24 protein-coding genes, 2 tRNA genes and 1 pseudogene are annotated in these 20,242 nt (G+C 57.0%); 19 read left to right on the top strand and 8 right to left on the bottom strand.

The window, feature by feature from the left end; translation table 11 throughout:
- The first annotated feature begins 92 nt into the window (after positions 1-92).
- Positions 93-557, top strand: a complete 465-nt coding sequence (locus ACR3EQ_RS09295) for a phosphate-starvation-inducible PsiE family protein (protein WP_321251590.1) — start codon at positions 93-95, stop codon at positions 555-557.
- Between the two features lie 479 nt (positions 558-1,036).
- Here the strand turns inward: ACR3EQ_RS09295 and ACR3EQ_RS09290 are convergent.
- Positions 1,037-1,111 (bottom strand) — tRNA-Thr (locus tag ACR3EQ_RS09290).
- 83 nt (positions 1,112-1,194) lie between these two features.
- On the opposite strand from ACR3EQ_RS09290, the gene ACR3EQ_RS09285 reads away from it, so the two are divergent.
- The 16 genes from ACR3EQ_RS09285 to ACR3EQ_RS09210 all read left to right on the top strand — a co-directional run bounded on the left by ACR3EQ_RS09285 (position 1,195) and on the right by ACR3EQ_RS09210 (position 11,384).
- Complete coding sequence (locus tag ACR3EQ_RS09285) at positions 1,195-1,350, top strand: hypothetical protein (protein ID WP_170612387.1); 156 nt, start codon at positions 1,195-1,197, stop codon at positions 1,348-1,350.
- Positions 1,351-1,356: 6 nt separating this feature from the next.
- Positions 1,357-2,625 carry a UDP-N-acetylglucosamine 1-carboxyvinyltransferase gene (gene murA / locus ACR3EQ_RS09280; RefSeq protein ID WP_170612389.1) on the top strand — a complete coding sequence of 423 codons (1,269 nt, stop codon included), beginning with the start codon at positions 1,357-1,359 and terminating at the stop codon, positions 2,623-2,625.
- A complete protein-coding gene (locus ACR3EQ_RS09275; protein WP_170612391.1) occupies positions 2,622-3,098 on the top strand; it encodes a DUF2948 family protein in 477 nt (158 codons plus the stop codon). The genes murA and ACR3EQ_RS09275 overlap by 4 nt, the downstream gene beginning before the upstream one ends.
- Positions 3,099-3,620, top strand: a complete 522-nt coding sequence (locus tag ACR3EQ_RS09270) for a GNAT family N-acetyltransferase (protein WP_170612393.1) — start codon at positions 3,099-3,101, stop codon at positions 3,618-3,620.
- A 60-nt stretch (positions 3,621-3,680) separates the two neighbouring features.
- The gene (gene hisD, locus ACR3EQ_RS09265; protein ID WP_170612395.1) at positions 3,681-4,982 is read left to right on the top strand and encodes a histidinol dehydrogenase; all 1,302 of its coding nucleotides are present in this window, start codon (positions 3,681-3,683) and stop codon (positions 4,980-4,982) included.
- Positions 4,983-5,086: 104 nt separating this feature from the next.
- The gene (locus ACR3EQ_RS09260) at positions 5,087-5,884 is read left to right on the top strand and encodes a hypothetical protein (RefSeq protein ID WP_170612397.1); all 798 of its coding nucleotides are present in this window, start codon (positions 5,087-5,089) and stop codon (positions 5,882-5,884) included.
- An 86-nt stretch (positions 5,885-5,970) separates the two neighbouring features.
- Positions 5,971-6,450 carry a UPF0262 family protein gene (locus ACR3EQ_RS09255; RefSeq protein WP_170612399.1) on the top strand — a complete coding sequence of 160 codons (480 nt, stop codon included), beginning with the start codon at positions 5,971-5,973 and terminating at the stop codon, positions 6,448-6,450.
- Between the two features lie 3 nt (positions 6,451-6,453).
- Entirely contained in the window at positions 6,454-6,912 is a 459-nt protein-coding gene (locus ACR3EQ_RS09250) for an arsenate-mycothiol transferase ArsC (protein WP_170619887.1), read from the top strand.
- The gene (locus ACR3EQ_RS09245; RefSeq protein WP_170612402.1) at positions 6,909-7,307 is read left to right on the top strand and encodes a ketosteroid isomerase-related protein; all 399 of its coding nucleotides are present in this window, start codon (positions 6,909-6,911) and stop codon (positions 7,305-7,307) included. The genes ACR3EQ_RS09250 and ACR3EQ_RS09245 overlap by 4 nt, the downstream gene beginning before the upstream one ends.
- Complete coding sequence (locus ACR3EQ_RS09240) at positions 7,300-7,893, top strand: GNAT family N-acetyltransferase (protein ID WP_170612404.1); 594 nt, start codon at positions 7,300-7,302, stop codon at positions 7,891-7,893. Before ACR3EQ_RS09245 ends, ACR3EQ_RS09240 begins: the two co-directional genes overlap by 8 nt.
- 363 nt (positions 7,894-8,256) lie before the next feature.
- Positions 8,257-9,132, top strand: coding sequence for a carbon-nitrogen hydrolase family protein (locus tag ACR3EQ_RS09235; RefSeq protein WP_170612406.1), 876 nt, complete (start codon positions 8,257-8,259; stop codon positions 9,130-9,132).
- Between the two features lie 91 nt (positions 9,133-9,223).
- Positions 9,224-9,442: a translation initiation factor IF-1 gene (gene infA / locus ACR3EQ_RS09230; protein WP_005978431.1), complete on the top strand. Its 219-nt coding sequence runs from the start codon at positions 9,224-9,226 to the stop codon at positions 9,440-9,442.
- Between the two features lie 11 nt (positions 9,443-9,453).
- Positions 9,454-10,032 carry a Maf family protein gene (locus ACR3EQ_RS09225; RefSeq protein WP_170619885.1) on the top strand — a complete coding sequence of 193 codons (579 nt, stop codon included), beginning with the start codon at positions 9,454-9,456 and terminating at the stop codon, positions 10,030-10,032.
- Complete coding sequence (locus ACR3EQ_RS09220; protein WP_170612410.1) at positions 10,029-11,051, top strand: ribonuclease E/G; 1,023 nt, start codon at positions 10,029-10,031, stop codon at positions 11,049-11,051. Before ACR3EQ_RS09225 ends, ACR3EQ_RS09220 begins: the two co-directional genes overlap by 4 nt.
- Positions 11,048-11,230, top strand: a complete 183-nt coding sequence (locus tag ACR3EQ_RS09215) for a DNA gyrase inhibitor YacG (RefSeq protein WP_170612412.1) — start codon at positions 11,048-11,050, stop codon at positions 11,228-11,230. Before ACR3EQ_RS09220 ends, ACR3EQ_RS09215 begins: the two co-directional genes overlap by 4 nt.
- A 79-nt stretch (positions 11,231-11,309) precedes the next feature.
- A tRNA-Phe gene (locus ACR3EQ_RS09210) sits at positions 11,310-11,384 on the top strand.
- Between the two features lie 292 nt (positions 11,385-11,676).
- Here the strand turns inward: ACR3EQ_RS09210 and ACR3EQ_RS09205 are convergent.
- The 3 genes from ACR3EQ_RS09205 to ACR3EQ_RS09195 all read right to left on the bottom strand — a co-directional run bounded on the left by ACR3EQ_RS09205 (position 11,677) and on the right by ACR3EQ_RS09195 (position 13,644).
- The gene (locus tag ACR3EQ_RS09205; protein WP_480490444.1) at positions 11,677-11,880 is read right to left on the bottom strand and encodes an HGGxSTG domain-containing protein; all 204 of its coding nucleotides are present in this window, start codon (positions 11,878-11,880) and stop codon (positions 11,677-11,679) included.
- 848 nt (positions 11,881-12,728) lie between these two features.
- Complete coding sequence (locus ACR3EQ_RS09200) at positions 12,729-13,136, bottom strand: universal stress protein (protein ID WP_170617637.1); 408 nt, start codon at positions 13,134-13,136, stop codon at positions 12,729-12,731.
- Between the two features lie 58 nt (positions 13,137-13,194).
- Complete coding sequence (locus tag ACR3EQ_RS09195) at positions 13,195-13,644, bottom strand: phasin family protein (protein WP_480490442.1); 450 nt, start codon at positions 13,642-13,644, stop codon at positions 13,195-13,197.
- A 200-nt stretch (positions 13,645-13,844) separates the two neighbouring features.
- Between ACR3EQ_RS09195 and ACR3EQ_RS09190 the strand changes: the two genes are divergently transcribed.
- Complete coding sequence (locus ACR3EQ_RS09190; protein ID WP_170817049.1) at positions 13,845-15,002, top strand: cation:proton antiporter; 1,158 nt, start codon at positions 13,845-13,847, stop codon at positions 15,000-15,002.
- A 15-nt stretch (positions 15,003-15,017) separates the two neighbouring features.
- Here ACR3EQ_RS09190 and ACR3EQ_RS09185 read toward each other — a convergent pair whose 3' ends face one another.
- From ACR3EQ_RS09185 to ACR3EQ_RS09170, 4 genes and pseudogenes are all read right to left on the bottom strand, one after another.
- A complete protein-coding gene (locus ACR3EQ_RS09185; protein WP_170617554.1) occupies positions 15,018-15,425 on the bottom strand; it encodes a c-type cytochrome in 408 nt (135 codons plus the stop codon).
- 84 nt (positions 15,426-15,509) lie between these two features.
- A pseudogene (locus ACR3EQ_RS09180) lies at positions 15,510-15,737 on the bottom strand (integrase core domain-containing protein); the annotation flags it as partial.
- 565 nt (positions 15,738-16,302) lie between these two features.
- Positions 16,303-17,334, bottom strand: a complete 1,032-nt coding sequence (locus ACR3EQ_RS09175; protein WP_480490440.1) for a zinc-dependent alcohol dehydrogenase family protein — start codon at positions 17,332-17,334, stop codon at positions 16,303-16,305.
- Between the two features lie 58 nt (positions 17,335-17,392).
- A complete protein-coding gene (locus ACR3EQ_RS09170) occupies positions 17,393-17,920 on the bottom strand; it encodes a universal stress protein (RefSeq protein WP_170680650.1) in 528 nt (175 codons plus the stop codon).
- 345 nt (positions 17,921-18,265) lie between these two features.
- Between ACR3EQ_RS09170 and ftsH the strand changes: the two genes are divergently transcribed.
- On the top strand, positions 18,266-20,179 hold the full coding sequence (ftsH, locus tag ACR3EQ_RS09165; RefSeq protein WP_480490438.1) for an ATP-dependent zinc metalloprotease FtsH: 1,914 nt from the start codon (positions 18,266-18,268) through the stop codon (positions 20,177-20,179).
- Positions 20,180-20,242: the final 63 nt, after the last annotated feature.

Raw genomic sequence — 20,242 nt, 5'->3', positions numbered from 1 at the left:
TTTCATGGGAAAACTCGGTCCAAGCCGAAGTGAGCGATGCAACACCATGAAATTTCTCACGCTTGCGAATGAAGTCGGAATTGGAGATTACAGTGAGTGGTGAAGAGAACAAACCCATCCCAGCACATGTGGAACTAGATCCCGATCACGAAGATGCCATTGTTCGGTGGTGCAACCGCATGATCCGCCACGGTGTCAGGGCATTGTCGGTGCTGATGCTCGGAATCATTCTGATGGCAATTATTGACGCCGGTTTCACAACCTACCAAAAGTTGCTGGAACCGCCTGTCTACATCTTGGAAGTCAGTGACCTTCTCACGGTTTTCAGCGCCGTGCTGGTCGTTCTCATTGCGATAGAAATCTATACAAATATTACACTATATTTGACCGCCGACGTCATCCACATCAAGCTTGTTGTCGCAACAGCCTTGATGGCTGTAGCTCGAAAAATCATCACGCTAGACGACAAAAATTTGGAACCTCAGTACTTTCTTGGTTACGCAGCAATCGGTCTTGCGCTGGGCGTAACCTACTGGCTTATAGCCAGAAAACCATGAGTCACTCGGATCTTTTGTTGCCATCGCTTCTGTGAAGCTGTTTCCTGAACATGAAATAGAAACCTCGTCAGCCCATGCGTTCCTGATTAACCCCCGACTAATCCGTGGATTAACCGGACTTTGCCGACATAAACCCTAATGCCGGAAGCAAAGAAGGTCAGCTTGGTTGTTGCAGCACCATTGGCGGGTGGCTTATTCTGATCGTTTCATGGGTCCAGAGCCCGCACGCCGTTTGAAGCAAAGCGGTAAACGAAACGCCCGCTAGAAGGATTTCTGCTATCTTGAGCACTCTCCATTTTCTGGAAGCGCCGCAAATTACGGATTCCCCTCTCGAAATGACGCTTATTGGCTGCACCGCATTTGCACGCATTTTGCACGTTGCAGAAACAATCTTGCCGGCGAATGCAGCACTTTGCAGTGCTTTCTTGCGGTTTGACTGTTTGGGAGAAGCCTAATTTTTAATTATTATCAGGAAGTTATGGTGCTGCTGGAGAGAATTGAACTCTCGACCTCTCCCTTACCAAGGGAGTGCTCTACCTCTGAGCTACAGCAGCGCTGTGGGCGGGTGATTAGACTCAAACGAAACGCTACGCAAGGGTGTCTGGACGGTTTTTTTCGCCTCCTGTAGAGAAAGGTCATGGCAGACAACAAATCACCCAAAAAACGCGGCAATTCCGGGGACGCGCGGGAAGAGCGACTGAAAGCGGCGCTCAAGGCGAATATGGCGCGGCGCAAGGCGCAGGCCAAGGCGCGTGCGGCATCCGATGACAAGGCCGATAAGGAAGAGGGATAAGAGCAGATGGATTCGATTCTGGTGACGGGCAACGGCCCTCTCAATGGTCAGATACCGATTGCGGGGGCCAAAAACGCGTGTCTGACGCTGATGCCCGCAACCTTGCTGAGCGAAGAACCGCTTACGCTGACCAACGCACCGCGGTTGAGCGACATCAAGACCATGACCACGCTGCTGCAGTCGCTGGGGGCCGAGGTGTCCGCGCTGCAGGACGGTCAGGTGATCGCGATGTCCAGTCACACCCTGACCAGTCATGTCGCCGACTACGATATCGTGCGTAAGATGCGCGCCTCGAACCTAGTGCTTGGCCCGTTGCTGGCCCGCTTTGGCGAGGCGGTCGTGTCGCTGCCCGGCGGCTGCGCGATCGGTGCGCGGCCCATGGATCTGCACGTTGAAGGGCTAGAAGCGCTGGGCGCCGAGATCGCGCTGAAAGACGGTTACCTGCACGCCAGCGCGCCGGGCGGCCTGAAGGGCGCCGTGCACGAGATGCGCTTCGCCTCGGTCGGGGCGACTGAAAACATCGTCATGGCCGCGACGCTGGCCAAGGGCACCACGGTCCTGAAAAACGCAGCCCGAGAGCCTGAAATCGTCGATCTGGTCGAATGCCTGCGCAAGATGGGCGCGCAAATCTCGGGTGAGGGCACGTCGACCATCGAAATTCAGGGTGTCGACCGGCTGCATGGCGCGACGCATCAGGTGGTGACCGACCGGATTGAACTGGGCACCTACATGTTGGCCCCCGCGATCTGCGGTGGCGAGGTTGAGTTGCTGGGCGGCCGGATGTCTCTGGTCGAATCCTTCGCGGCCAAGCTGGATGCGGCCGGCATCAACGTGAGTGAGACCGAAAAGGGCTTGAAGGTCGCGCGCAAGAATGGCCGCGTCAGCGCCGTGGACGTTGTCACGGAACCTTTCCCGGGCTTTCCCACCGACCTGCAGGCGCAGATGATGGCGCTGATGTGCACGGCCGAAGGTACCTCTGTCCTGGAAGAGCGGATTTTCGAGAACCGTTTCATGCACGCCCCCGAACTGGTCCGCATGGGCGCGCATATCGAGGTGCATGGCGGCACGGCGACCGTCACTGGTGTTGAAAAGCTCAAAGGGGCGCCGGTCATGGCGACGGACCTGCGGGCCTCGGTGTCGCTGATCCTTGCCGGAATGGCGGCGGAAGGCGAAACAACGGTCAGCCGGGTCTATCATCTGGACCGCGGATATGAACATGTGGTGCGCAAGCTGGAAGGCGTGGGCGCAAAGATTGAACGGATCAAGGGCGAATGACAGACGCAAGTTTCGAAGACGGGCGCGAGGCGCCGCTGAATCTGGGGGCCGAGGACGGCGATGACTTGCAGGTGATCTCGACCCTTGCACAGGACGCGGTTTTCCCTGCGACCGAGATGAAATGGCAACCTTCGCAGCGCCGCTTTGGCCTGCTGCTCAACCGCTTCCGCTGGGAAGACAAGGACGCAGCCGACCGCCGGGGCCGCCCGTTTGAGCGCGTGCAATCCGTGCTGGTGTTCGACTCGGTCCTGTCTGTTGCCAGCCAGGGTGTCGACCGCAGCGAAAAGGATACGGTGATGTCACTGCTGTCGGTCGATTTTGAACCGGGCGAAGAAGGCGCGGGTCAGGTGTTGCTGACGCTGGCCGGGGACGGTGCGATTCGGCTGACGGTCGAGGCGCTGGATGCCACGCTCAAGGACGTCACGCGCCCTTACCGGGCCCCGTCCGGGCATGCCCCGCACCATCCCGAATAGATGCAGAACAAGCGCGGCATATCTCAGGCGTTTTCCGCCGCGCCTGAAGGTGTCATTCTGCGCCGCGCTACCGTTTTCGACGTGTTCGACATCAGCCGGGTTCTGATCCGGTCGATCACCCAGCTTTGCACGGCAGATCATCAGAACGACCCCCGGGCCATCGCGCAATGGACGGAAAACAAGGACCCGGCCACGATCCGGGGCTGGATCAAACCCGGTTCGCAGATCTGGCTGGCCGAGCGGGCCGGGCAGTTGGCTGCTGTCGGCGGTTTGTTTGAAACCGGAGAGATCACTCTGCTTTACATCGATCCGGATCATACCGGCTGTGGTCTTGGTTCGGCATTGTTGAACCGCATGGAACAGGAACTGATCGCTGCGGGATGTTCCGATGCCCGACTTGAGGCAACGCAAACCGCGCAAGATTTCTATCTGCGCCGCGGCTGGCAGGCCACCGGGCAGTGTTGCGACCGCATGGATCTGTCCTGCTTTGCCATGCGCAAATCGCTGCACCCAGGCGACTGAGGGTTGAGGCCCGCCCCTCCCGGCGATATGTCCCGCGTCAAACGTCCGGAGTGCCAGATCATGCCCGTTTTCCTCGATACGACCGCGCCCGACTTCGAAAGCGCCTTTCAGACACTGTTGTCCGCCAAACGCGAGGACAGTCCGGATGTGGATGCGGTGGTTGCGCAGATCATCGACGATGTGCGCACCCGGGGCGATGCGGCGGTGATCGAGCTGACCTCAAGGTTTGACCGGCTGGACCTGACACCGGAAACCATGGCCTTTTCTGCGGCTGAAATCTCAGCAGCGGTTGCACAGGTTTCGGCCGACGACCGCGCGGCGCTGGAACTGGCGGCGGATCGCATCCGTGCCTATCACGAAAAACAGCTGCCGCAGGACGAAAATTGGACTGATGAGGCCGGGGCGACGCTGGGCTGGCGCTGGACAGCGGTTTCGGCAGCAGGGCTCTATGTGCCGGGCGGGCTTGCGTCCTATCCCTCTTCCGTTCTGATGAACGCCATCCCCGCCAAGGTCGCCGGGGTTGAACGTCTGGCCATCGTGGTGCCGACACCGGACGGGCAGGTGAACCCGCTGGTCCTGCTGGCCGCACAACTATCCGGTGTGGACGAGGTGTATCGCATCGGCGGTGCACAGGCGATTGCCGCGTTGGCCTACGGGACAAAGACCATCGCGCCCGTGGACAAGATCACCGGTCCGGGCAATGCTTTTGTCGCGGCGGCCAAGCGCCGGGTCTTTGGCAAGGTCGGCATCGACATGATCGCGGGCCCGTCCGAGATTCTGGTGATCGCCGACAAGGACAATGACCCCGACTGGATCGCGCTGGACCTCCTCAGCCAGGCCGAACATGACGAAAGCGCGCAGTCGATCCTTATCACTGACGACGCCGCATTCGGGCAGGCGGTCGCGCAGGCGGTCGAAAAGCGCCTCCAGACCTTGCAGCGCCGCGCGATTGCCGGGGCCAGTTGGCGCGATTTCGGTGCCGTCATTACCGTCCGCGATCTGGAACAGGCCGCCGCGCTGTCAAATCGCATCGCACCCGAACATCTTGAGCTTTGCGTGGCCGACCCGGTGGCGCTGAGCGCCAAAACCGTTCACGCGGGTGCCATTTTCCTTGGCCAATACACGCCCGAGGCCATAGGCGATTATGTCGGCGGCCCCAACCACGTGCTGCCGACTGCGCGTTCCGCCCGGTTTTCCTCGGGTCTCAGTGTGATGGATTTCCTCAAGCGCACCACGCTCAGCCACATGACGCCCGAAGCCCTGCGCGCGATCGGACCCGCCGCCGAGCAATTGGCCACATCGGAAAGCCTTGAGGCGCACGGGCTGTCCGTCACGGCCCGCCTCAGGCGGCTGAACGGGTAAAGCTATGGCCTGCGGGCCACAGCCGACCCGACCCTGGCCGGGGACGGGTTTCGGGGCGCTCGATTGACCGCTAAACCGTTCACCGACCAGCAAGGATCAGTCTATTGGAACGTGTGGCGACCCTGTGGATCGGAGAACGGTTCAGCTTTCTGGAACATTTGTGCCTGAAATCCTTCGCCGACGTGGATCAGACGCCGATCGTCTACCATTACGGCGATCTGCGGGACATTCCGGACTATATTGAAGCCCGCGACGCGCGTGAGATATTCGACACTCCCGAGATTATCCGCGACCCTGTCACCCGGTCGGCGGCCGTGCATGCCGATCTGTTCCGACTGAAACTGCTGGAGCAGACAGATTACATCTGGGCTGACACCGACGCCTACGCCCTGCGCCCGTTTGAAACCGAAAACGGCTACCTGTTCCCCAAGGCCAACCGCAAAACCCGCCGCATCATGAATGGCGTGCTGGCCTTGCCCGGCGACAGCCCGGCCTTGCGGAACATGTGCGATTTCGCTTTCGACAGCGATCTGGTTCCGCCCTGGTGGAGCGATCAGAAAAAGACCAACTACCTGGAACTCTACGGCAAATCCACGCATTGGAGCCTGCCCATCTTCAGCTTCGGCCCGCCCATGCTGTTCCACTACATCTTCCAAACACCCGAACACGAGATGAGCGTTCCCCGTACGCTGCTCTACCCGATCCCGCTGCGCCACCGGTCGCTGTGGAATGAGCCGGACCTGTCCAAACTGGACACCCTGAACTGGCAGCAGCAGATGTCGGTCCATTTCTTTGGGTCGTGGTTCCGCAGGATCTTCTCGGGGCGCCCGATCAATCCGGGATCACTGGTCGACACGCTGCTGCGCAAGCACGGAATCGACCCCTCGGACCACCCTTTGTGACAGGGCCCGCGGCATCCGAACCCACGCATTGCCCATTCAGAACTCTTACGATAAGTCTGGCCAGACCTGAACGGACCAAATGATCAATGACCCGTATTTCGCATATCGAACTGGACGACCGAAACCTGCCTCCGCCGACCCCCGAGATCGAGCAGGAGCGTAAGGTCGCGATCTATGATCTGCTTGAAGAGAACACCTTCACGCTGCCCCAGCGCGACGGTCGCACCGTGCCTGACGGCCCGTATCACCTGCAATTGTCGATCCGCGACAAACGGCTGGTCTTCGACATCGAAACCGAGACCAGCGAAAAGGCGGCCGAGTTTCACCTGTCGCTGGGTCCGTTCCGGCAAGTGGTCAAGGATTACTTCCAGATCTGCGAAAGCTATTTCGATGCCGTGAAGACCCTGCCGCCCAGCCAGATCGAAACCATCGACATGGCCCGGCGCGGTATCCACAACGAAGGCAGCCGCGTGCTGCAGGAACGGCTGGAAGGGAAGGCCGACATCGATACCGATACCGCCCGCCGCCTGTTCACGCTGATCTGCGTGTTGCATTTCGGAGGCTGACGCGTGAAGCCGTTGCCGCAGTCGGTCCTGTTTTGTTGCGACCACAACGCGGTCCGGTCTCCCATGGCCGAAGGGATCATGAAAAAGTTCTATGGCACCGGCACCTATGTTCAGTCTGCCGGCGTGCATAACGATCTGGAAATCGACGGGTTCTGCATTGCCGCCTGTCAGGAGATCGATGTCGAACTGTCGCGCCACCGCTCTCGGTCGTTCGACGAGATGGAAGAATGGGGCGATGACCTCAGTTCCTTCGATCTGGTGGTGGCGTTGTCGCCTGCCAGTCAACGCAAGGCGCTGGAACTGACCCGTGTTTTTCACCTCGATGTCGATTATTGGCCAATAATGGACCCTACCGGACTGGGCGAGACACGCGAACAAAAGCTACATCACTACCGTCAGACCCGCGATCAGATCATTCAGCATCTGAAAGATCGCTGGGGCGAACCAACGGAGAGATCATGAACGCGACCGTCAAAACCTATTTCGAAGCCTTCAACGCCGGTGACGTGGACGGCATGCTGGCCTGTTTGTCCGATGATGTGGCCCATCACGTGAACGAAGGCCAGATCCGTGTCGGCAAGGAAAAATTTGCAGCCTTCTGTGCTCATATGAACCGCTGCTACCGCGAGAACCTGACCGATATCGTGGTTTTCGAGGCCGAGGGTGGCACCCGCGCCGCCGCCGAGTTCATCGTCAACGGCACCTATCTGGAAACGGATGAAGGGTTGCCGCGAGCCAACGGCCAGACCTACCGCCTGCCCGCAGGGTCCTTCTTTGACCTCAAGGACGGCAAAATCACCCGGGTTACCACCTTCTACAATCTTGCCGACTGGACCCGTCAGGTCGCAAATGCCTGAGGTGAGCGAGGTCCGCACCCTGACCGGCGCGGCACTGGAGGCCGCGCTGGATGATGTGGCGCGCCTTCGGATCCAGGTGTTCCGCGCCTGGCCCTATCTCTATGACGGTGATCTGGATTACGAACGAAAGTATCTGCAATCCTACCGCGACAGCGACCGCGCCATAATGGTCGGCGCCTTCGACGGCGACCGCCTGATCGGCGCATCGACCGGCGCACCGCTGACCGACCACGCCGACGATTTCGCGGCGGCGTTCGACGGAACCGGGCTGGATCTGGGTGACATCTTCTATTGTGCGGAATCCGTGTTGTTACCCGACTATCGCGGGCAGGGCGTTGGCCACAAGTTCTTCGACCTGCGCGAAGCCCACGCCCGCAGCCACGGGTTTTCTAAATGCGCGTTCTGCGGCGTCCAGCGTCCTGCCGACCACCCGATGCGCCCCGAAACATACCGGCCGCTCGACGCCTTCTGGCACGCGCGCGGATACGCACCGCTTCCCGGCGTCATCGCGCAGTTTTCGTGGAAGGATATCGGGGAAAAGGGCGAGACCCAGAAGCCTTTGCAATTCTGGATCAGGGATTTGTAGGCCGTTTTGGTCGCTTGCCGACAAAACAGCCATTCATCGTGTCAACGCGGTGAGTGAGCAGTTGTTCAGGCTGAGCTTACTCGTCCAAATCGCCGCTATGCCTTCGAGGAAGGCAGCCAGTGTCTCATTTGCCACGCCGCGCCAGCTCATGAGGCCGAACCCGGCATCCAGTGGGTTCTTTTCGGGATGGCCGACACCTAAGTACAGCGCGCTATGGCGGGGTCGGGTGATCTGACCGCTAATCGTTGCCTTCCTGTCTCGGCTCTAAGTGGTTGCGTAGTTCGACAATTCGAAGGAATTGCGCTGTACAGTCCGCCACCTCCGCATCTAATGTCCCAGCAACTTTGAACCGGGGACACATCGATGAAAGTCGCAACTGCCGCATACGATCTCGACTGGCTCGCCAGTTGGAGCCAGTACGAGGACAAGCTGGACCGCTGGGTCGCCGAGGCCACTGGGCAGGGCGCCGACCTGCTGGTCTTTCCCGAATACGGCGCGATGGAATTGTCGACGCTGGACGGGGCCGGGGTGGCCGGTGATCTGGAACGCTCGATCCAGGCGGTGTCCGGGCGGATGGAAGACGTACAAAACCTGCACACCCGCCTCGCGCAGACGTACAAAACATACATTCTGGGTGCATCGGCCCCGGTGATTGACGGTTCGGGCCGCCCCGTGAACCGGGCCGTTTTCTATGCGCCGGACGGTGGTGTCGCGCATCAGGACAAGCAAATCATGACCCGGTTCGAGCGTGAGATCTGGGACATTGCCCCCGGTGGTCCGCTCAGGCTTTTCGACACCGCACTTGGCAAAATCGGTATCCTCATTTGCTATGACAGCGAGTTTCCCCTGCTGGGTCGCGCCCTGAACGAAGCCGATCTTATCCTGGTGCCATCCTGCACCGAGGCGTTGTCAGGATATTGGCGCGTTCGCATCGGTGCGATGTCAAGAGCGTTGGAAAATCAATGTGTTACGGTTATGTCGTCGCTGGTTGGGCGTAACGATTGGTCCGAGGCGGTAGACATGAACACCGGCACAGGTGGCATATTCGGCCCGCCCGACAAGGGCTTTCCCCAGACCGGAGTGCTGGCCGAAGGCACCCTGAACCAACCGGGTTGGACCTATGCGGATATCGATCTGTCCGCCATTGCCGAGGTTCGCGCCGATGGCCATGTTCTGAACAGAACCCACTGGGACGAACAGCCACCCCGCGCCGAATCGGTCACAATATCCAGCCTTTAGATGATTCCGCCCTTGAAATAAGGCCGAAATAGGCTCATTTAAGCGCACATCCCTGTAGATTCTGCAGGTGCAACGTAATGATGGAGACAACATGGCCAAGGAAGATACGCTCGAATTTCCCGGTGTCGTGAAGGAACTCCTGCCTAATGCGACGTTTCGGGTCGAGCTGGAAAACGGCCATGAAATCATCGCACATACGGCAGGGAAGATGCGCAAGAACCGCATCCGTGTTCTAGCCGGCGACAAGGTTCAGGTCGAGATGACCCCTTATGATCTGACCAAGGGTCGGATCAACTACCGCTTCAAATAACGCCTGCCGCAATGGCGTTTATTCTCGGATCGGGCAGCCCAAGACGGCTGGACCTGTTGGCCCAGCTTGGCGTGCAGCCCGATGCCATCCGCGCGCCCGATATCGACGAAACGCCCCTGAAGGGCGAATTGCCGATTCCCTATTGCAGCCGCATCACTCGCGCAAAAGTGCAGGCAGTTCAATCGGATAGCGATGACGTCACCCTGTGCGCGGACACCACCGTGGCGCTGGGCCGCCGCATTCTGGGCAAACCCGAGGATGTGGGGCAGGCGGCTGAATTTCTGCACGCCCTGTCCGGTCGGCGCCATCGCGTGATCACCTCGGTCGCCGTGCGGCGCGGAGAGCGGATCCTGCAGCGTGACGTGGTTTCCCAAGTCAAGGTCAAGCGTTTGTCTGACATTGAAATCAACGCCTATCTGGCGACCGGAGACTGGAAGGGCAAAGCTGGCGCTTACGCCATTCAGGGTCCTGCCGGGGCGTTCATCCCGTGGATTTCCGGCTCTTTCACCGGTATCGTCGGCCTGCCCCTTTCCGAAACCGCCGCTCTTTTGCAAGGCATCGGCTATCCCCTGTATCGTGAGGTATCATGAAGGGTCGTACCATCGTTCTGGATCACATCGACGACCGCGAGGCTGCCGCACTGATGGTAGACGGCAAGCTGGACGATTTCCTGATTGCCGCAGACGCCCCCGTGCCGGGTACGATTTACCGCGCACGTGCCGACCGCCCGGTCAAAGGGCAGGGCGGAATGTTCCTGACCACGCCCGACGGCCCCGCGTTTCTGCGTCAGGTCAAAGGTCTGGCCCCCGGCACATCGATGCTGGTGCAGGTCACAGGGTATGCGGAACCGGGTAAGGCGCTGCCGGTTACGGACCGCGTCCTGTTCAAAAGCCGCTATGCGATCATCACGCCCGATGCGCCGGGCTTGAACATCTCGCGCTCGATCCGGGACGAGGATGAGCGCGATCGGCTTCTGGAGATCGCGCATGAAAGCATGGACGGCAGTGACTACGGCCTCATCCTGCGCTCGTGTTGCCAGGGCGAGAACGCCAACGAAATCGCCGCAGACATCAGCGCCATGCTGGCCAATGCCGACCAGGTCATGAACGACCCCGGGACCGAGCCGGAGTTGCTGCTGGAAGGCGACAGCCCACACGTTCTGGCATGGCGCGACTGGACTGATCCGGCCGAGGTTGTAACCCAGTCCGGAAGCTTCGAAACCCATGGTGTGCTTGACGCGCTGGATGTAGCGCGCGGTATTTCCGAACCACTTCCCGGTGGTGGTCATCTTTACATTCAACCGACACGCGCGTTGGTGGCGGTGGATGTGAATACCGGGGCCGACACGTCGCTTGCAGCCGGAACAAAAGCCAATTTCGCCTGTGCCAAGACACTGGCGCGCGCATTGCGCGTGCGCGGTCTGGGTGGGCAGATCACGCTGGATCTCGCCCCCATGCCCAAGAAGGATCGCAGAGGCTTCGAAGGGGCTCTGCGCGCTGCATTCAAAGCCGACGGCATCGAGACCACTCTGGCGGGCTGGACGCCTCTGGGCCACTATGAGTTGCAACGCAAACGCGGACGCATTCCCCTGTCCGAGGTGCTGAAATGAGCTGTCCGATCTGTGGTGAAGACACCGTGACCAGGTTCCGTCCCTTCTGTTCAAAGCGCTGTGCCGACATCGATCTGGCCAAGTGGCTGAACGGCTCCTATGCGGTCGCTTCCCAGCGGGAAGAGGACGAAGAGGCAGATGTCTCCGGGGAGAATTCCGAGCCGCCAAGGCCGCATTGAAAAAATCTCAAAAAGCCTCTGGACACTGCGTGGTGCAAGTCATAGAAGGCCTCCACCCAACGACGAAAGTCGTTCCCGTGCCCGGGTAGCTCAGGGGTAGAGCAGTGGATTGAAAATCCTCGTGTCGGTGGTTCGATTCCGCCCCCGGGCACCACTAATCTTCATCATCTGTATGATGTTTATAAGAAATCCATGTGGAAGGTGGATTTTGTCCACCTAAGTATCCACCCAATCGGCCCCGGGTGCTCACAATTCTTCGTTCGGTTCCACAGTCGATCCCCTGCTGAGGGAGGCCTACGGCAGAAGGTTACAGTGAAGCCCACAAATACACCGGTCTAGCCGATCCGCCCAGAGACCCAATCGAGTGACTGCTTCTATACTGCAGTGGTTCAGATGCGACCTGATAGACGCTGCCAGAAAACGGCCAACTTTCAGATTACATCAAATTAATTCTTCTGTGAAAGCGATGAGGGTCCCTGTTTGACCTTTTTCTTTGGCCCGGTGCTAAGACCGCCATGCAACCGGCAGCGTCGTTTACCTGGTATCACTCGGGCCTGACATTGGCCGCCGGTACGGGTTTTTGCTCCGCACGTCGGGCGTTCTGACTTGGGCAGCGGGTCACCGTTTTCATTCAAGCCCAGCTCAGCCATCCGTTTGCAATTTACGCCGTGGCACTGTGAGCAATCCCTCCGATAGTTTGGGTGCTTGTGCGCCTCTGCTGGGCACGGTCGCCAACGTGACCAAATTTCACACCAATCAATGGGATCGCCTTGAAAGAGCGAACGTATTTTGACTTCCAGCTTTGTCGGTCTCCCCATCAATAAACAACAGCATTTATTAACATAGTCTGCAAACCCCATGACGCGTGAAAATTGTTCGTCCGTGGTCTTCGCAAGGTCCCTGCCGACATCTCGCCGTCGCGTTTGCAACTTTGTTTTGGACCACCCCGCGAGCGGACAGGTGGCGCAGCGCCACCACCACCCCCGCCCCTTTTAGGGGAGGTGGTGGTAGCGCAACTGTTTTTGGGGGTGTTAGCGTCACCTTGCGCCACCCATGATTTTTGGGTGGTGGCGCACATCATACCGTTGCCCATTCGCCTACCTCCACAGTTGGGACAGGCTTGCGTTGAGCACCTGTTTTCTGCCCTGTGACCAACGCCCCGGATTTCAGCCAAGTCTCGATTATTTTCTTGATACGCTGGCAGTCGGCTTGGGCGTCTACGAATAGAAACCCTTACCTAAAGACAGCTTGTGCCACAGCGGCATCAAGTCGACCATTTTGTATGTCGCTTGCGCAGATGTCGTAAGCTACATACACGCCCCATTTTCCCTGCCAACTTGCGGCAAACGAGCCCGCATTTAAGCGCCCCGGAAAACAGTGCTTTCCAAAGTGCCAGTAGTTGTATCGGGAATTCGTCTCCTCAATTGCCGCTCAGTGACAATCAACACTAACGAAGAAAGAGGCCATTCGATCAAGATCTCGCACCGCAAGGTTTGGTTCAGCGAATTACGTGAACCGAGCACCTGGCGTGATGCACGACTCTGTTCGCAGTGGAACCTAGAAATATGTCCTCAAAACCAGGCTTGTGCGAGGCCAAGACGATGCAATCCGCGTCGCTCTCATTTGCGAAGTCGACAATAGCCCTGCCCGCATGCCCAGAGATAAGCCGAGTTTCCGCGCCTGGAATTTCAGAAGCTGTTTGATGCAGGTTTTCCAGGATTTCATGCCGCGTATTGGCAAGTACTTCGCTGGGAATCTGAGACCCTACATACGCCGGAATTGGCTCTTGGACGTGTATCACAGTGAATACAGCGTCCGCATCAGCCAATTGGCGCGCGGCTTCAAACGACGCTTGTGTGTCGTATTCTTGGTCCAGAGCAACCGGGATCAGGATGTTCTTGTACATTTGACCTCCTATCTACTTCTCTGATGATTTCAATCTGGTTTAGTCGGCAGTAGGAAATCTAAACCGGCTCAGACTTTGAAGATTTCCCTGCGCTCTTTGTAGCGGCTGCAACATCATCAACTGTTTGCTCAACAGCTTCAGCCTCGGTTTCAGCGACATATGCTGCACAACGGGCCACGGTTTCGAACCATTCCTGCGCGTCAGCAACCAATCGCTCCGTCGAGTGGCGCTGCCATTCCGCCATACTCTGAAGGGCTTTAGAAGGATCGGACGGGTTCGCGGAAGACACATTGCGTGCAGCTTTTAGAGCCGTCCGGACCGCCTCATGACGCCGTTCGAACCAATGCTGTGCAAAGGCCTCGGTTTCTTCGAGCAATTTCTCTTGCGCGTCCCAAAATTGTTCGATCTGGGCACCGAAGGCCGGATTGCCAGAAATGGGCGGCTGCATTTGCTTGAAAACATCCAAAAGTGAGGTCGGGCTATTTGTGTTGGATTTCTTTGTCGGCATCGAAAATTCCTCCGCATTTTCTGAATGAGCTCTTTTGCCACCTGCGGCGCGCTTTCGCCTTAATACAGATCAATATCCCTTATTTTTAGGACCTTCGGCTAAAGCTGCGACGGGACAGTCGCAATCTCTCCGACATCGGTTCCTAGCAGGCCGGGTTGGAGTTAGAGTAGTCTAGACAAGAACTTAACGCTTGGTTTTCTATGCACATTGCCGGCTTTCTGATTACCCTTGGTGTCCTTTTCCTTGCCGGATTGGCGGCCGATCAACTTGGCCGGGCCACGCATCTTCCTCGTGTTACAACCTTACTGTTCCTCGGCCTGATTGCCGGGAACGCAGGATTCGGGGTGATCCCGGTCGACGTTGCCAAGTGGTTCGATGAGATCTCCATTGTTGCCTTGACGATGGTCGCGTTTCTTCTTGGAGGATCTTTGACCCGCAAAAACCTGGTTCGGCATGGCCGAGCCATTCTGACGATTTCGATTTCAATCGTGGTTGCAACCCTTGTTATTGTGTCGGTTGGACTGACCGCGATTGGCGTACCGTTCGGGTTGGCGTTGGTGCTGGCGGCAATTGGCACGGCTACAGCTCCGGCCGCCATTGCAGACGTGATCAAACAATCTGGGGTGTCCAACAGCTTTACCGAAACATTAAAGGGCGTAGTCGCAATTGATGACGCTTGGGGTCTGATCGTTTTCAGCATCGCCTTGGTTCTGGCCGGTCATTCGGATGGTTGGGCCACCGTCACGACCACAGCGATGTGGGATTTCGGAGGGGCGATACTATTGGGTACCGCACTGGGCGTGCCATCCGCTTACCTGACAGGCCGCTTGAAACCCGGAGAACCCATGCAGGCAGAAGCAGTGGGCATAGTCTTTCTGACAGCGGGCCTCGCGCTTTGGCTGGAGGTTTCATTCTTGGTAGCAGGCATGGTTGCGGGCGCGGTTATCGGAAATCTTGCGCGCCATCACGACCGTGCTTTTCATGAGATCGAGCACATTCAGTGGCCGTTCATGATTCTGTTCTTTCTGCTGGCTGGCGCCACGTTGGACATTGAAGCCTTCGGCTTGATGGGCTGGGCTGGTGCACTTTTTCTGTTTTTGCGCGCCGTGGCCCGCCTGGTCGGAGGTTACTGCGGAGCAAGACTTGGCGGCCTGCCTCGCCGTGAGACCCGCTGGTACGGTCCCGCTTTGTTGCCACAGGCCGGTGTTGCGGTCGGAATGGCCCTTGTAGCTGGAGAGCAATTTCCGCATTGGGCCGCGTCGATCATGGCCATTACTCTGGCCAGTACTGTGGCCTTCGAGGTGTTGGGGCCGCCGTTGACTCTCATGTCGATCAGACGCACGGCGGATACCGACTAGCGGATTGGTCAGCGCCTATTCAGACTGGATCGATTCAAGAAAAGCGAGCAAATTCGCCAACGGCAGGCCAACCATCATAGATTGCCCATTGGGCAAAGCCACCGCGATTTGCTGGTCTGTCTCGAACACCGCGCCAAAGATTGGCATTTCGCCCCCATGAGCGAGCAATTGTGAACGACCATCAATCTGTTCAGCTATGCGAACTATCGGAAACACACCGTCGTTTTCGCCCGCCAATTTGGTAAGGTCGGGTGTTCGAATAGCCAACATTTCGGCCATTGGCCCGTCTCCGGTCGCTTCGAAACCGTGACATTGCCAGCAATACGTCCGGTACAAATCACTTCCCTCACTGAGGCGGACCTCCTGCGCTAGTGCAGGCCCCGTGACTAACAGTGCCAGTAAAATCCCTCGATAAACCTGCATATTCTCCTCCTGTCCGTCGTCAGGGATTTTGGGACAGATGGCCGGCTGAGCTAAGAGAGGATCTGGCGCATCTGTTTGGTTTGATTATGCGGCGGATTTGCGGTGAAGCAAGCGCTGGGTTTCGATTGTCTTCCGTTTGATCCTTTCTCGTTGTTTCAGAATGGTGTGGCCGCGCTCGAAGTAGACATCGGCCGGGGTGAGGTTTTGCAGGCTCTCATGATTGCGCCGGTGGTTGTAGTGATCGACGAAAGCATCGATCTGCTGCCTGAGATCACCGGGCAGGTAGTAGTTTTCCAGCAAGATACGGTTCTCTCGACATGCCGACGTGCGGGAATGAGTTATTGTGGGCCAATGGTACTCGCGGAAATGGCACGACTTGAGCGCGATCGCGATGTCCAGCTGAAGTTATTGCAGGAAGGTGAGCATGTGTTAGAGCTTGGCTCGATGAGCCGCAATCATTTCTGGTTCAGACGCCTTGCGATCGAAGTTGCCATAGCCGGACGCGACCCCACAGAGGCGAGCCGGCACGCTGAAGCATTGGCAGATTTCACTCGCGCTCAGCCTCTCCCGTGGACCGACCAATACATATTGTTGGGTCAAAAATTCGCTCAGGAACACTCTTAGGTTGGTTGCGTTCTGAGAGGGCAATCTCGCGCCCACTAGCACCAGCGGTTGAGGCTGAAAAGCCGTCCATGTTCCCGATTTTCATGCGATTGCAACTTGTCCTTTCTGCCGCGAACAGCGGATTGTTTCCCACCACGACCTAAAGGGTTCAGGTCGAGCGATTGATGGAACCGCTGAATGGGTTTGTGAGCTTTGCAAAGGTATCAACAGAAAAGCGACGCCCATTCACATCGCACAAATGCAGGCAGAACGTCTAAGGTACAAGCACCGCTGCTCCTTGCAGCTTGCCTTCCCGAAGGTGATCAAGCGCGTCGTTTGCTTTCTCAAGAGGATAAGGAATTACTTCCGTCCGAACACTTGCAGCTTCAGCAAGAGTAAAAAATTCTCTGCCATCCTGACGCGTAAGGTTTGCGACGGAGGCTATTGATCGCTCTTCCCAAAGATCGGCGTACGGGAAACTTGGAATATCGCTCATGTGGATTCCCCCACAAATAACACGGCCTCCCTTGCGCACAGACTTTAACGAAGCAGGCACCAAAGCTCCGACTGGAGCGAAAACTATTGCGGCATCCAATTGTGATGGTGACGTCTCCGAAGAGCCTCCTGCCCAACTTGCACCAAGGTTTCGCGCAAAATTTTGCGCGGCTATATCGCTATCTCGAGTAAAGGCGAAAACTTCAATACCCTGATGTTTCGCAATCTGGCAAAGAATGTGTGCGGCGGCGCCGAAACCATAGATGCCCAGTGTCTGGACCTTGCCTGCGAGTTTTAAACTTCGGTAGCCGATTAAGCCCGCACATAAAAGAGGTGCCAGGGAAACGGGGTCAGCTTTTTCGGACAATGGGAAAACAAACTTGGCATCAGCGACACAGTACTCGGCGTATCCTCCATTGATCGTATAGCCAGTAAACCCAGGGTGATCGCACAGATTTTCCCGTCCTTCGTGGCAATAAGAGCAATTCCCACACGTACGCCCGAGCCAGGGCACACCAACGCGCTGCCCTTCTTGGTACCCTTCGACATTGGTCCCCAATCTTTCGATGCAGCCAACGATCTCGTGCCCAGGGATAAGCGGGAGCTTTGGTTCAGAAAGATCGCCGTCAATAACGTGCAAGTCGGTTCGACACACGCCACATGCCAGAACTTTGATAAGCACCTGGTTGGCGGCGGGTTTCGGGGTCGGAACATTTCTGAGTTCCAGTCTTGAGACGGCATTGCCAAAAACCATTGCTCGCATACTTTTTTCCTCTGGATCTCCTTTGTTGCTGACATTGACGCTGCGCATTGCAGAAATTCTGAATGCGTCGGTACCACAGAATAGTATCCGGTCCGTTTGCTTTATTTTAGCGTACGGTAATCACCGTGCAGTCTGCACGCTGATTGACTTTTTGCGAAACGCTGCCTTGAAAGATCCGTTGAACCCGGCCCAAGCCGCGGTGGCCTATAACTATTGTGTCTGCACCGATTTCACTGGCCATTTTTAGGATGCCTTCATCGTAATCCCCATTGTTTACCCGTGTCGAAACGCTCTTCGCGCCTGCATCCTTCGCGCGTCGCGCCGCTCCATCAACGATTTTCTCGCCAATCACTGTGATGATACGCTCTCTGTCTGCGCGTGACAGGGGGCCCGAAAATACCGCGTCAATATTGGATGGAATGTCGCCCAAATGAAGCTTCACATCGCTTTTGACTTGCTGAACCAAGTGCTCGACCTCAGTCATGCGGCCCAATTCTTCAATGCGAGCGCCATGTTGAAGAACATGGCCGATAGTCATTGGCACATCCAGTCTGAGCGCTAGGTCTGTAGCGAATTCAACGGCACGATCAGCTGTTTCAGAGCCGTCAGTTGCGACCAAGATATTCGAAATCATGGTTTCCCCTCCGTTTTGAAAGGCCAAGACTGACGGGTATCAGAGGAAGATGCATTGATGCAGGTCAATAGACTCAGTGAACTCGAAACTTGCGATTTCCGCCGTTGCCAACCTTTTGATCGAGGTTCGAGTGGTGTTGAAGCCTGGAGGTTTGCCGTGAAAAGCGGTTTGTTCAAACGCATGTAACTTCAGCTAAATCTGCAATTGGTTTTGCTAAGATAATGCAAAGTTGACTATTATTTGATTGGGCCTTGATCTAGGATGCATAGTCTGTGTGGTTGGTAGCGGGTCTGAGGTTGTGCTGTCTTCGGACGCAAGTACCAGTCTGTTTGAAAGATTTCGCTTATGCCACAAGAGCCAACTAAAGATCCCGGCAATGGGCCAAAATGGCCAGAGTGGATTTATTATGTTGCGCTTGTTGCCACGATGGGAACTTTAATTGTCGCAAGTTTCTTTGCGCCGCCTACCGAACTGACCGCTACGACGATTTCATATAGCGGCGTGAAAGAGATCATTCGTGCGGGACGGGTTCGTTCAGCAGAATTAAGTGATCACAGCATAACGGTTCGCGCTACCTCTGCAAACGGGGATGATGAGCAAGCTTTCCGGGCCGTTGTGCCAAGCCAGAGCGACCCGGATTTGTTGGCGCTGCTGGAAGATAACGGTGTTGATGTTACTGCGATTGAACCATCTGGAACCTCGGTCTTCGTCTATCTTATTCCGTGGATATTTATCCTGGCCCTGTATTTCTGGTTTCAAAGACGAATGACGGGCGGGATAGCCGGCGGTCCGGGAGGTATTTCTGGTGGTCTACTAAGCGGTCGTTTCTCAAAACCAAACGAAGCTGGAAGAAAGGTAACCTTCGAAGATGTCGCGGGGCAGGATCAGGCTAAGCGCGAAGTAATAGAGTTAGTAGAGTTTTTACGCGACCCAGAGCGTTTTGCCCGTGTCGGCGCTGAGGTCCCACATGGGGTTTTGCTTGTTGGCCCCCCGGGGACGGGCAAAACGCTTCTGGCCAAAGCCCTTGCCGGCGAGGCCGACGTACCATTCTTTTCGACATCTGGTTCCGAGTTTATTGAGATTTTCGTCGGCGTTGGCGCAGGAAGGGTGCGTAAACTCTTTGAAGAGGCGCGTAAGGCCGCTCCCTCTATTATTTTTATCGATGAGTTGGACAGCGTCGGACGTACTCGTGGAACAGGGCTTGGCGGTGGTCATGATGAACGGGAGCAGACACTGAACCAGATACTTGCCGAGCTTGATGGATTTAGTGGCCGAGAATCTGTTGTTGTGCTGGCGGCGACCAATCGGCCAGATGTGCTGGACCCAGCCTTACTCCGGCCTGGCCGTTTCGACCGCCATGTAACACTGAACTTGCCTGAGAAAGATGCCCGGCGGGCTATTCTTGACATACATGCAAGAAAACTGCCGCTTGAAGATACTGGCGACCTGGGTTGGATCGCGGCAGGAACGCCGGGGTTCTCGGGGGCTGACCTGAAAAACTTGCTTAATGAGGCCGCAATCGGAGCAGCGCGGCGAAGAGCTGATCTGATTTCTCGCAACGACCTTGATGAAGCGCGTGACAAAGTGATGATGGGGACTGTCCGCACTCTTGCGATACGACCCGAAGAAAGGCACCGTCTTGCCGTGCACGAGGCTGGCCACACCGCCGTTTGCTATTTCACGCCAGAAGCTGACCCCTTGTACAAAGTGACGATTATTCCGCGAGGTCACGCGCTTGGGGGGACACACTCATTGCCGGAAGCAGAGCGTCATACCCTTAGTGAAACGTTTCTCAGAGATCAGATTGTTGCTTTGCTTGCGGGGCGAGCGGCAGAGCAACTGTTCCTGGGAACGGTCAGTTCCGGCGCTGACGACGACATCCGACGGGCTACCGAAACCGCCAGAAGTATGGTGACAAGGTGGGGGATGACCGAAGAACTCGGCCCAATCGACCTGAGGCAAAGCGACGACCACCCATTTCTGGGACGTACAATCGCGCAGCCGACGAACATAGCTGATACAACGGCAGCACAAGTAGACCGGGCAGTTATGAAAATGCTCATTGACGCCGAAGCCAGAGCAATTTCCACTCTCGAAGAGCACAAGCCCGAGGTCGAGACGTTGATTGCAGCGCTTGAAAAAAATGAAACTCTGGACTTCTCTGAAATTCAGGCCTGCCTGGATCCAGAACGTACAATTGAGCAGCCGCAGCAAACTCGGAGTTCGGTGACCAAAATACCGGCGGTTCCGCAGAACTGATACCAAGATTATCAACTACTGTGTTCGCTGGCCACGCAACAAATGTTCAACTTCTTTGGTTCA

It is taken from the genome of Ruegeria sp. AN11 (genome assembly GCF_056536005.1).
The sequence above is the reverse complement of the archived record's forward strand: the minus strand, read 5'-3'. Positions and strand labels throughout refer to the sequence as shown.

Bases quoted from the DNA above. Each gene is read 5' to 3' on its own strand.
- murA (WP_170612389.1), top strand. From the start codon at position 1,357: ATGGATTCGATTCTGGTGACGGGCAACGGCCCTCTCAATGGTCAGATA.
- ACR3EQ_RS09215 (WP_170612412.1), top strand. From the start codon at position 11,048: ATGAGCTGTCCGATCTGTGGTGAAGACACCGTGACCAGGTTCCGTCCC.
- ACR3EQ_RS09245 (WP_170612402.1), top strand. From the start codon at position 6,909: ATGAACGCGACCGTCAAAACCTATTTCGAAGCCTTCAACGCCGGTGAC.
- ACR3EQ_RS09200 (WP_170617637.1), bottom strand. From the start codon at position 13,136: ATGTACAAGAACATCCTGATCCCGGTTGCTCTGGACCAAGAATACGAC.
- ACR3EQ_RS09195 (WP_480490442.1), bottom strand. From the start codon at position 13,644: ATGCCGACAAAGAAATCCAACACAAATAGCCCGACCTCACTTTTGGAT.
- ACR3EQ_RS09285 (WP_170612387.1), top strand. From the start codon at position 1,195: ATGGCAGACAACAAATCACCCAAAAAACGCGGCAATTCCGGGGACGCG.
- ACR3EQ_RS09225 (WP_170619885.1), top strand. From the start codon at position 9,454: ATGGCGTTTATTCTCGGATCGGGCAGCCCAAGACGGCTGGACCTGTTG.
- ACR3EQ_RS09270 (WP_170612393.1), top strand. From the start codon at position 3,099: ATGCAGAACAAGCGCGGCATATCTCAGGCGTTTTCCGCCGCGCCTGAA.
- ACR3EQ_RS09205 (WP_480490444.1), bottom strand. From the start codon at position 11,880: ATGGCTGAGCTGGGCTTGAATGAAAACGGTGACCCGCTGCCCAAGTCA.
- ACR3EQ_RS09190 (WP_170817049.1), top strand. From the start codon at position 13,845: ATGCACATTGCCGGCTTTCTGATTACCCTTGGTGTCCTTTTCCTTGCC.
- ftsH (WP_480490438.1), top strand. From the start codon at position 18,266: ATGCCACAAGAGCCAACTAAAGATCCCGGCAATGGGCCAAAATGGCCA.
- ACR3EQ_RS09185 (WP_170617554.1), bottom strand. From the start codon at position 15,425: ATGCAGGTTTATCGAGGGATTTTACTGGCACTGTTAGTCACGGGGCCT.
- ACR3EQ_RS09170 (WP_170680650.1), bottom strand. From the start codon at position 17,920: ATGATTTCGAATATCTTGGTCGCAACTGACGGCTCTGAAACAGCTGAT.
- ACR3EQ_RS09240 (WP_170612404.1), top strand. From the start codon at position 7,300: ATGCCTGAGGTGAGCGAGGTCCGCACCCTGACCGGCGCGGCACTGGAG.
- ACR3EQ_RS09255 (WP_170612399.1), top strand. From the start codon at position 5,971: ATGACCCGTATTTCGCATATCGAACTGGACGACCGAAACCTGCCTCCG.
- infA (WP_005978431.1), top strand. From the start codon at position 9,224: ATGGCCAAGGAAGATACGCTCGAATTTCCCGGTGTCGTGAAGGAACTC.
- hisD (WP_170612395.1), top strand. From the start codon at position 3,681: ATGCCCGTTTTCCTCGATACGACCGCGCCCGACTTCGAAAGCGCCTTT.
- ACR3EQ_RS09175 (WP_480490440.1), bottom strand. From the start codon at position 17,334: ATGCGCAGCGTCAATGTCAGCAACAAAGGAGATCCAGAGGAAAAAAGT.
- ACR3EQ_RS09275 (WP_170612391.1), top strand. From the start codon at position 2,622: ATGACAGACGCAAGTTTCGAAGACGGGCGCGAGGCGCCGCTGAATCTG.
- ACR3EQ_RS09235 (WP_170612406.1), top strand. From the start codon at position 8,257: ATGAAAGTCGCAACTGCCGCATACGATCTCGACTGGCTCGCCAGTTGG.
- ACR3EQ_RS09220 (WP_170612410.1), top strand. From the start codon at position 10,029: ATGAAGGGTCGTACCATCGTTCTGGATCACATCGACGACCGCGAGGCT.